The following is a 9,955-nucleotide window of genomic DNA, read 5'->3' as shown; positions in this document are numbered from 1 at the left end:
AAGGTAATCTTTGATATAGAAAAGAATGCTAAACAGTTTATTTTAGAGGGGAAAAGGGAGCGTAGTTACCCTAGAGTGTTGAAGTGTTCAAAGGACCGATATCCCATAAAAAAGAAAGCCGTTCACGTTAAGTGAACGGCATTAGCCTAATGGCTGCATTTTTTTATCTATTAATTGCTTAAAACAGTCTAAGCAACTTCATAGTAATTAGGTTCGATATCGACTTGTCTTTGGATTATTTGGCTGGCCATTTTTACGCATTTTCCACACTGATCGCCCACGCCTAAACGCTTCTTTACATCAGCTAATGAAGCATCGCCTTGGCTAACCGCTTCTTTAATCTGAGTATCTGTAATCGCATGACAAAGACAAACGTACATAAATAATGATCCAACTATCGAATATGCACGAAGTATAAATGAAAACGATTCTCAATGCTAATAACTGATGAGAATAGTTATCAATCATTCGATAGCTTGGTAGTTATTAAAAACATTGCGGATGATCACAACCAAGCACCCGTGTGGGTACTTGGTCATGTTTTGCGTCGTAAAAGCTATTTCTTGATTGTTTAAAGTCGGCCTAGTAACCGCGTTCAAAATGAACCCGATGGGCTAACTCCTCGCCTTTTATCCACTTATGGTAGTTTTCAGAGAAGATCTCTACCACTTGCTCCGGAAAACTTGGAGCCGCAATATGTGGGGTAATGACAACATTGTCTAATGACCAAATAGGGTGTTCTTCTGGCAATGGCTCCTGATTAAACACATCAAGTATTGCTTGCTGTTGTTGATTCTGAATTAACTGGATATAGAGTGAATCAAGGTCGAGCACGTCACCTCGGCCTAAGTTAAACAGCACCACTTCTTTTTTTAGCAGAGATAAGGTTTGTTGGTTCAGAGCACCGCGCGTCTCTGGAGTACTCGGTAAAATACTCGCAACCGCATCAGCTCTTGGTAGATGGCGAGTTAAGTTGGCTAAAGTGTCGACTTCATCAAAACCTTTAGTCGGTTTTGCACCGCGATTAATACCAATGACATGCATGCCGAAATGTTTAGCCGTTTGGGCAATATGTTTGGCAATAGAGCCTGTGCCTAAAAGGAGTAGATTTTGCCCTTGTAAAGTCTTATAGCTACCAGGTAGCCATACTTTTTGAGCTTGTTGAGTCTTATAGCGACCATGTTCACGCTGATAAGCGAGTAGATAACCAAATAGGTACTCGCTCATTAATGGTCCAAAGATCCCCCGCACATTGGTGAGTTCATAATCTCGTCGCTGCCTAGGTTTAACTAATGCGTCAACACCTGCAAAAGTTGATTGCATCCACTTTAAATTTGTCGCGTGAGGCAGTATTGGTGCGGCAAGGCTTGGTTCTGCGAGCCAAATGTCAGCGTTAAATATATTTTGTGGATTATCATCCAAAATACTTACATTTGGCAGGTGGCAAGAAGTCAGAAGCTGACGGTATTTTTCATTTTCTCTGGTGAGCAATAGTAACTTGTGTCCCATGCTGACTCCCTTTATCCTAGCTCTATATCATTAAATTAGAGTACGTTTATGTCGAAGTTGATTGAATTCCTGAGCTACTTAGGTTCGTTTATCTATCCCTGGCTAACAGAAGCTTCAACGGCAATAGTTGCTTGTGCGCTGGTTGTATTTGGCAGCGATATTAACCGTTTTTTAAGACGTTATCTTGCCGGGCGTTCTTTCATTATTCGAACGCTGATTTTTGTTGTGGTCAACGCATTTGGTTATGGTTTAATTATAGTGAAATTAAGCCCGCTGCTAGCGCAATATATGGCACGCGTGCCATCACATTGGCTGTTTCTACTAGTTTTAGCTATTTTCTTTGCTATTGGCAGCTGGGCTCAACGTAATAAACAAGTTTAAGCCGTTAATTTCAGTGTAGATTATATTACTGTAGTTTGAGAAATCGATATGTAAAGAATGGTAACGACTGACTATGACTTACCGGCAACAGTCAGTCGTTTGCTGCACTCATATTGCTAATTGTAGCAAGTGCTTTATCTGGATAATTAGTGAAGATACCATCGACTCCACGCTTAGCTAACATCTCGATATCATCAATAAAGTCCACTGTGTAGACGTACACTTTTGCACCCCGTAAATGGGCATCTTCAATCATCTCTTGGGTGACAAAGCTGAGCCCTAAATGAATCGAGTAAGCATTTAACTCTGTAACAATCTTTGCCAGGTCAAAAGGCACACCTTCAATCAGGGGGGCGACTCTTGCCAGTGGATATTGTTGCTTGAAGCCATAAAGCTGACGGTGGTTAAAAGAGGAGACCAGTAGCAGATCTGGGTCATATATCTGTTCATCGATAAATTTTGCATATAGCGCAATAAAAGCTGGCAGAACTGACAGCCCTTTAAGCTCGATATTCACTTCTACATTGTGAGGTTTGAGCAGCGCTAAGACATCTATGAGTGTAGGAATTACTTCTCCAGATACCGTTATGCTATTTAAGTAACCTGCGCTGACAGAGTCTATAAGCCCATGACCAGTACTTGTCGCTTCAAGCCTACGGTCATGAAAAACATAGAGCTCTCCTTCGACTAAATGAATATCCAGTTCAACGGCTGTGGCACCTAACTCGATAGCTTTCTCAAAAGCCTTTAAGGTATTTTCAGGGGCACTGCCACTGGCGCCGCGATGAGCAAATACCTTCATTGCTGAGTTTCTCTAATCATAGGGGGTTAAGTCCGTATTAAGTTTTGTACGTCTTTGGTCTGTCCAGGCGACAAGTGAACCTCTAACTGAGGGTAGGCTAGTTCTAAATTGTTATCGCGTAATTTCTTACTGATCTGCTTATGCAGCTTATGTCTAAGTGGCCAGCGTGTGCCCATGTCTTTGGCGTAGGCTCTGACCTCAAAGTCTTGGGTATGCTGGCCAAACCCTGCAAACCATACTTCAGGTTCTGGAGTGAGGAGTGCATCATCACACTCTTGCACGGCTTGATAAAGAGCCGCCTCGACGCGTGCGGGATCGGAATCTCGAGCAACGGAAACATAGACAATAACGCGTGTAATTGGATCTGAAAGCGACCAGTTAATCAGCTGCTCAGTAATAAAGGCCTTATTGGGTACAATGATCTCTTTCCGATCCCAGTCGATAATGGTGGTGGCACGTATTTGAATTTTACTGACGGTGCCAGTCAGATCTCTAATCGTTACTGTATCGCCAATTCGAACCGGTTTTTCGAATAAGATGATGAGGCCTGAGATGAAGTTAGCAAAAATTTCTTGTAGGCCAAAACCTAAGCCTACTGATAGGGCTGCGACTAACCATTGTAGCTTTGACCACTCCATCCCTAATGTTGAGAAACCACTTAATACACCAAAGAAAATCACCAAATAGCGACAAACAGTGGTCAGTGCAAAACCTGTGCCTTGGCTGAGATCTAATCGTTGAAGAATCGTTAATTCGATCAAGCCAGGTAAGTTGGTGGCGATCATCATCGAAAAGCCAACAATGATGAGCGAGAGTAAAAGCGACTTTAAAGTAATCGGTAATTGCTGCTCAATACCATTAATGGTGGTATTGCTAGACCATAAGGTAACTCCATCGAGCAAAGAGAACAATGCTGTATGAGTTTGCGTCCAAAGGCCTACAATGCTGGCCAAAAAAGCTAACAGTAAAAGCGAGCGAACTAAACCTAAAGATTGCCCAGAAATCGTCTCTAAATCGACCTCAGGCTCTTCATAGGTATCTAGTTGCTCTGGTGAATTAACTTCACCCTTCTCACGTTGAGCGAGTACTTCTGCGCGCTTTGTCTTGGCGCGTTCGAAGGCAATACGGCGCCTTTCTATTAACATCCAGCGTTTTATTAACTGATAAAGCAATAAAAAGCCTAGACCAAAAATCAATGATAGCTGCAACTGCAGGAACATTTGTACGGCTGTGTAGTAGTAACCTAAGACGGCCAATACAGCACAAGCTATCGGCGTTATGATTAGCATTGCCCACAGTAGTTTTTGGATTAGTTTTCTGTTTTTATCGCCATGATGGTGCTTATTCTCACGGTTAGATATCTCTAAAATGTCCTTATAGAACCAAAATAACATTAAGCAGAAAATGATAAACGCGCCACGACCTAAACTATTTCTGACTAATGAAGTATCAATGACCTCTGCAAACGCCGCAATGCCTAAAAATGGGGTGACCATAAAGGTAAGTTGCTTAAACTTCGCTTGTCCAGCGCGCACTATGCTTCGCTGTGCTTTGAAGTGGTTGATTAGTAAGCCCTTATCTAAAGCGAGCAAAAACACCAAGCGATAAAGTTGATAGAAAATGCCTACAGCCAAAATGCCCATACCGATGGCGGAAACAAAATTGATACTAGATAAATAGAAAATTACCCCTGCGAGGATAATCGGTAGCGGTTTGAGTAGGCTATAGCTCACAGAGTTAAGCAGTACATGCCAAGTATAAATAAACTTATCTTGAGTAACGTTACCTACAAATGGTAGTTCACGGCGCATTGCGGCTTTAAACTTTGGTGTGAGAATATCTTGTGCCACTAGGCTAATGACAAGCAAAATTAGCCACCAAGACCATAAGCTACCCTGTTCGCTGAATGAGTTTTTCAGTTGTTTCCAAGGGGCTTGTTGTATCATCCACTGCACGCTTTGGTGCAGATCTGTTAACCATAAGCTACCAATTCGGTTGGCATTCGGTACCCAAAATAAATGCTCATTTAGGGTGTCTCTTAAAGTAATGTATTGTTGATTAAGTTGCTCATTACTCACTCTTAAATCAGCTAACTCACTTAAATATTGGTCATAGCTTTGCAGCAGTTGTTGTAGCAGCAACTCTTGTGAAACGAGCAGCTTTGCATGCAGCTGCGTTGGTTTAGGAGAAGTATTAAGTTGCTGTTCATTAACGGTTTGCGATTGCTCTATTTGATATCGGGCTAATCGGGCGTCGGCAATCTCTGACTGCACCCTATCTTGGCTTGGTGGTTTGGGTAATGCTTGTAGCATCTGTAAAAAACGTTCACCGAATGCAGAGTTGAGTTTGAGCCAACTTATCTGCTGTTGAATATTAGTGAGTTGCTTAGCTTGATCTTGGTACAGTGCTTCGGCTTGCTCTTGTTGCGTTAGCGCTTGGCTTATTTTTAGGTTAAGCGCTTTGAGTGTTGCACCATATTGTTGATTGGCCTCATTGAGGGCCTGAGCAATAGGATCGGTAGCGGTAGAATCCGGGACCAGACTTTTCGCTATCGCGGCTTCAGTGCGTATGTGGCGTTGTAAGTCTAGCTGTTGGTTGATGCGCTCAATAAACTGCTCTTGCTGTAACAACTGCTCACGAACTAGTTGTAATTGTAGTTGGTTGAGATCAATCTCTTTTTGACTGCTGGCTAAGCTTGCTTCAAGGGTAACAACGCGCTGCTGGTACAGCTCTCTTTGGGCCAGCTGTAGCTCATTCGCTATGTTTTGTTCATTAGATATTTTGATTTTTTTGTGTTTTTTGAGCGTTGCTCGTGCGCTGCTTAAGTCTTTCGGTAAATTATTTAAAGTGCCATTTAGTTCATTGATTTTATTGCTTAAACTGGTTTCGACCTCTTTGAATTCAGAGAGCCTTAAGTAAGCCATTGAACCTTGTTGGTTAATATCTTGCTCTGTGGAGAGTGGGATCGCTTTCTTCGCTTCAGCTATTTGCTGCAATAGATTTGCTTTGTGTAGCTCAAAATTACTTAGTAGCGTTTTAGCATTTCTTTCGGTAAGTGCTAGCTCTTGAATTTTTGACTGCAGTAAAAGCAACTGTTGTTGTGGAGTTTTAGTTTCACTAGTTGTGGCTGGTAACCCCAACTTTTTTTCAAGGGAAGTGGGTTGGTTTGCATTGGCAATGGAGCAAAATAGACACAGGAAAACCAATAAAAAACGATGCATGATTAGCAGCTTGCATAAATCGAAAAGGACTAACTTATAGTAGCCAAGTTATCAGAATAAATAAATCGAACTATGCAGTCTTTTTAATCCGTTGTGACTTATGACTCTGTTGGGTTTCAAATAATGCTGTAGCAACAACTAAAGTCCCGCCGATAATAGTTTTAATATCGAGATCTTCACCTAAAAGCAGTAAAGCTAAAACAGCGCCATAGAAAGGTTGTAAGCAAGAGACTAAGCCAACGGTTTTAGCACTGAGTATGCGCAGTGCAGAAGTGAATAGAGCATGGGGGGCTGCAGTGAATAAAGTGCCCAGTAGTATGATTAACCACCAAACGTTTGACTCAATAGTACTGACCTCGACTGACATCCATGGCGCAAGAAAAACTACGGCAACTGCGGTCTGGTAAAGCATTGCTTGTTGGCCGCTGTATTGAGAAAAGTAGCGTTTGTGTAATAAGTTTCGAGTGGTGAAAAGTGCTGCAGAAATAATACCTATAACTATACCAAGCGTAACGTCATTGCCTAGGCTTGCTTCAGGGATAAGTAGGCTAACCCCTATCAAAACTAGAACACCACTTATCACATCGGCAAATTGGAGTTTAGATTTTGTCACTAAAGGCTCAACTAATACGGTCATTACTGGATAGGTAAAAAATGCAATCATGCCAATGGCGACCGAAGATAGTTGCATTGAGGCAAAATAAGTCACCCAATGTAAACTCACAATCACACCCAGCCCAATAGCTATTAGATAATCTTTTGCCGCTTCAAGCGCAATTTTTTGCCGACTGAGTTTGACTATTAGCGCGAGAACTGCGGCAGCGACAACACAGCGCAAAACGGTGATATCTAGCGCACTTAAAGGGATGAGTTTAGAAAACAGAGCGGTGCCACCGAAAAGTAGCACTGCTAAATGGAGTTCAACCAGCCCTGTTTTTTTATCACTTGAGTTCAATGTGTACTTAGTCTTCTATTTTGGCAAAAGCTTGACCCATACGAGTGACACTGCGAGGTTCTACACCGTCAGCAAATTCATCGAGCGCATCTTTAGCAAATAACATGACCACTGTACTGCCTAGCTTGAAGCGCCCCATCTCAGCGCCTTTTTCAAGAGTTAGCGCTTCTGGACCTTCGGTTGGGTAGTCCCAAGTAAACACATCTTTACCCGTTGGTGGGGTGACCGTTCCTGCCCAGACAGTTTCGATGCTTGCAACAATGGTTGCTCCAACAAGCACCATTGCCATTGGGCCAATTTCGGTTTCGAAAATCGCCACTACGCGTTCGTTACGAGCAAATAAGCCAGGTACATTTTGCGCGGTTAACGGATTAACTGAAAATAGTTCACCAGGCACATAAGTCATCTTCGACAAGGTACCTTTAATCGGCATATGAATGCGATGGTAATCTTTAGGGGCTAAATAGATGGTTGCGAAATCACCCTCTTCAAAACGTTTTGCATCATCAGCTTGGTTACCCAGTAGTGCTAGTGATGAGTAATCATGACCTTTAGCTTGAAAGATACGACCATCTTCAATAGGCCCTAACTGACTCACCGCGCCGTCTACCGGGTGGATAATGTAATCTTTATCTTCACAAAGTGGACGAATCCCCGGTTTTAAAGCGCGAGTGAAAAACTGATTAAAAGTCGGGTAAGCCTCTGGGGCAGGCTGCGCCGCTTCACTCATATCAATCTTGTATTGCTTGATAAACCATTTAATTGCTGCCGTGGTGACTGAGCCCATTTCTGCAGCGGCAAGTTTGCCAACTAGGCGTGAAACAAGGTGCTTTGGCATCATATACTGCAGCGCAATTTTAACTTTATCCAATTTCAATTTCCTTTCTATTTATTCTATTTTTATTCGTCTGGACCGGCTCTAAAGTGACGAGCGTGCCTTTGTTCGTCCAGACTGGCAATGATCTTATGGTAGTTGTCGTATCGATCTTGGCTGATCTCTCCAGCTGCTAATGCTTCAGAAATGGAGCAACCAGGATCATTAAGGTGTTTGCAGTCTCTAAACTTACAGGTGCCTAAATACTCTCTAAACTCTATAAAGCATTGTCCAACTCTTTCTGCTGGTAAATGCCATAGTGCAAATTCACGCACTCCTGGAGAGTCGATTAAATCGCCGCCAGTAGAAATGTGCAGTAGTTTAGCCGTCGTGGTTGTGTGTTGACCTAGGCCTGAGTTTTCCGATATATCACCGGTTAACAGTTCTGCATCAGGCATCATGGCATTAATCATTGATGATTTACCAACACCGGACTGGCCAACAAATACGCTAACATTGCCATCCATCAGTTGGTTGATTTGCTCAACGCCTTCACCGGTTTTGCTACTCACTTTATAGACGTCATAGCCTATATCGCGATAACGCTGCAGAGCGGCTTCAATCTCTGGTAGCTCCTCAGGTGTAATCAAGTCAACTTTATTGAGTACAATAACTGGCGCAATGCCGGTATCTTCTGATGCAACTAAATATCGGTCGATGATCTGCGTGGTAAAGGCAGGCTTAACGGAAGTGACAATGAGGATCTGATCGATATTGGCGGCAATGATTTTTACACCATCATACAGATCAGGTCTAGATAGAAGCGAGTGCCTTGGATGGACGGCTTCTACAATGCCTTCAATTCGGCTAGCACCAGACTCACTAGTCAAGGCTAAGCGAACAATGACTTTGTCACCGGTAACTAAGCTTTTAATGTTTCGGCGTATATTACAACGCGCAAGGTGGCCTGTTTCGGTCTCAACATCTGCATGCTGCCCAAAACGAGAAATAATGGTACCTAGCTGCTCTGGCCCTAACGAGTTGTCCTGTAGTTCAGGCGTATTGTCGCTAGCTTCGCTGCTTTGCAATTTCTTTTTTTGGTTGTTGCGCATTCTGCGTAACTGACCTTGGCTTAATGGTTTCTTTTTGCTCACGTATTACTCACGTAATTTGCCTTCAATGATAAAGGTGATTTTTTGTCGCTTAAAAAAGCAGTATGATACACCGTCTTAAACAAAAAAGCCTGAATTTAGGCTAACAGGGATTACAGGTCGCTTTATGGCTATAGATGAAAACAACCTTATTTGGGTCGATCTTGAGATGACAGGGCTAGAGCCTGCTGTTGATAGGATTATTGAAATTGCGACTATAGTAACCGATAAAGAGTTAAATATTATCGCGCAAGGTCCTGTTATTGCGATTCATCAAACTGATGAACAACTTGCATTAATGGATGATTGGAACCAAAAACACCATGGTGAATCTGGACTGGTAGAGCGAGTAAAAGCCAGCCAATTTAGCGAAGAAGACGCTATTGCACAGACAATTGAGTTTTTGTCGCAATATGTACCCGCTGGTGCTTCGCCTATGTGTGGTAACAGTATTGGCCAAGATCGCCGTTTTTTAAATCGCTATATGCCGGCACTTGAAGACTTTTTCCACTACCGAAATATTGATGTCAGTACAGTTAAAGAACTTGTACGTCGCTGGGAGCCTTCAGCAATGAAAGGCTTTACTAAACAAAATACCCATCAAGCGTTGCTCGATATTCAAGAATCTATTGCTGAATTGCAGTTTTATCGCGCAAAAGTATTTAAAATTTGACCATTCAGTCAGTTTATTTGCAAGAAGGGGTTGCAGAGCAGTGAAATTCTCATATAATGCGGCCTCAACTTTTCGCTAAGAGGTAAACTTAGTGATTAAGTCAAAAAGTTGAAATGCGACATTAGCTCAGTTGATAAAGGTGAAAGACGATACCTTATAATTGACATAAGATGGTTAAAACAGCATTTAAAATATTGCGACATTAGCTCAGTTGGTAGAGCGATACCTTGCCAAGGTATAGGTCATCAGTTCGAACCTGATATGTCGCTCCAATTACAAATTTATCGAATGGCCAAATTCGGTAAGTAAAAAGTTTTAAGCGATGTTAGCTCAGTTGCTAAAGGAAAGAACGATACCTTTAGTCAATGTATAAAGCTAAACAGCTATAAAAAGTGTTAAGCGACATTAGCTCAGTTGGTAGAGCGATACCTTGCCAAGGTATAGGTCAT

General features: G+C 42.3%; 9 protein-coding genes and 1 tRNA gene. 3 read left to right on the top strand and 7 right to left on the bottom strand.

Annotated elements, in window-relative coordinates:
- Positions 1 to 188: 188 nt before the first annotated feature.
- Positions 189 to 380: a bacterioferritin-associated ferredoxin gene (locus AB4238_RS08020; RefSeq protein WP_248973482.1), complete on the bottom strand. Its 192-nt coding sequence runs from the start codon at positions 378 to 380 to the stop codon at positions 189 to 191.
- A gap of 202 nt (positions 381 to 582) precedes the next feature.
- Positions 583 to 1,509, bottom strand: coding sequence for a D-2-hydroxyacid dehydrogenase (locus tag AB4238_RS08015; RefSeq protein WP_372032726.1), 927 nt, complete (start codon positions 1,507 to 1,509; stop codon positions 583 to 585).
- A gap of 48 nt (positions 1,510 to 1,557) precedes the next feature.
- Between AB4238_RS08015 and AB4238_RS08010 the strand changes: the two genes are divergently transcribed.
- A complete protein-coding gene (locus tag AB4238_RS08010; protein ID WP_020910966.1) occupies positions 1,558 to 1,890 on the top strand; it encodes a DUF3392 domain-containing protein in 333 nt (110 codons plus the stop codon).
- Positions 1,891 to 1,981: 91 nt separating this feature from the next.
- On the opposite strand, the gene AB4238_RS08005 is transcribed toward AB4238_RS08010, so the two are convergent.
- From AB4238_RS08005 to rsgA, 5 genes are all read right to left on the bottom strand, one after another.
- The gene (locus AB4238_RS08005) at positions 1,982 to 2,692 is read right to left on the bottom strand and encodes a glycerophosphodiester phosphodiesterase (RefSeq protein ID WP_372032724.1); all 711 of its coding nucleotides are present in this window, start codon (positions 2,690 to 2,692) and stop codon (positions 1,982 to 1,984) included.
- Between the two features lie 26 nt (positions 2,693 to 2,718).
- Positions 2,719 to 5,913 carry a mechanosensitive ion channel domain-containing protein gene (locus AB4238_RS08000; RefSeq protein WP_372032722.1) on the bottom strand — a complete coding sequence of 1,065 codons (3,195 nt, stop codon included), beginning with the start codon at positions 5,911 to 5,913 and terminating at the stop codon, positions 2,719 to 2,721.
- 70 nt (positions 5,914 to 5,983) lie between these two features.
- Positions 5,984 to 6,868, bottom strand: a complete 885-nt coding sequence (locus AB4238_RS07995) for a DMT family transporter (RefSeq protein ID WP_372032720.1) — start codon at positions 6,866 to 6,868, stop codon at positions 5,984 to 5,986.
- A gap of 7 nt (positions 6,869 to 6,875) precedes the next feature.
- Positions 6,876 to 7,739: an archaetidylserine decarboxylase gene (asd, locus tag AB4238_RS07990; RefSeq protein ID WP_372032718.1), complete on the bottom strand. Its 864-nt coding sequence runs from the start codon at positions 7,737 to 7,739 to the stop codon at positions 6,876 to 6,878.
- Between the two features lie 29 nt (positions 7,740 to 7,768).
- Complete coding sequence (rsgA, locus tag AB4238_RS07985) at positions 7,769 to 8,836, bottom strand: small ribosomal subunit biogenesis GTPase RsgA (protein ID WP_372032717.1); 1,068 nt, start codon at positions 8,834 to 8,836, stop codon at positions 7,769 to 7,771.
- 124 nt (positions 8,837 to 8,960) lie between these two features.
- Here rsgA and orn point away from each other — a divergent pair, with 124 nt between their 5' ends.
- The gene (gene orn / locus AB4238_RS07980; protein WP_220736557.1) at positions 8,961 to 9,506 is read left to right on the top strand and encodes an oligoribonuclease; all 546 of its coding nucleotides are present in this window, start codon (positions 8,961 to 8,963) and stop codon (positions 9,504 to 9,506) included.
- Between the two features lie 196 nt (positions 9,507 to 9,702).
- Positions 9,703 to 9,778 (top strand) — tRNA-Gly (locus tag AB4238_RS07975).
- The last annotated feature ends 177 nt before the right edge of the window (positions 9,779 to 9,955 follow it).

This window comes from Shewanella sp. 10N.286.45.A1 (assembly GCF_041470405.1).
Classification (GTDB): domain Bacteria; phylum Pseudomonadota; class Gammaproteobacteria; order Enterobacterales; family Shewanellaceae; genus Shewanella.
This window is presented reverse-complemented; position numbering and strand designations above follow the sequence as displayed.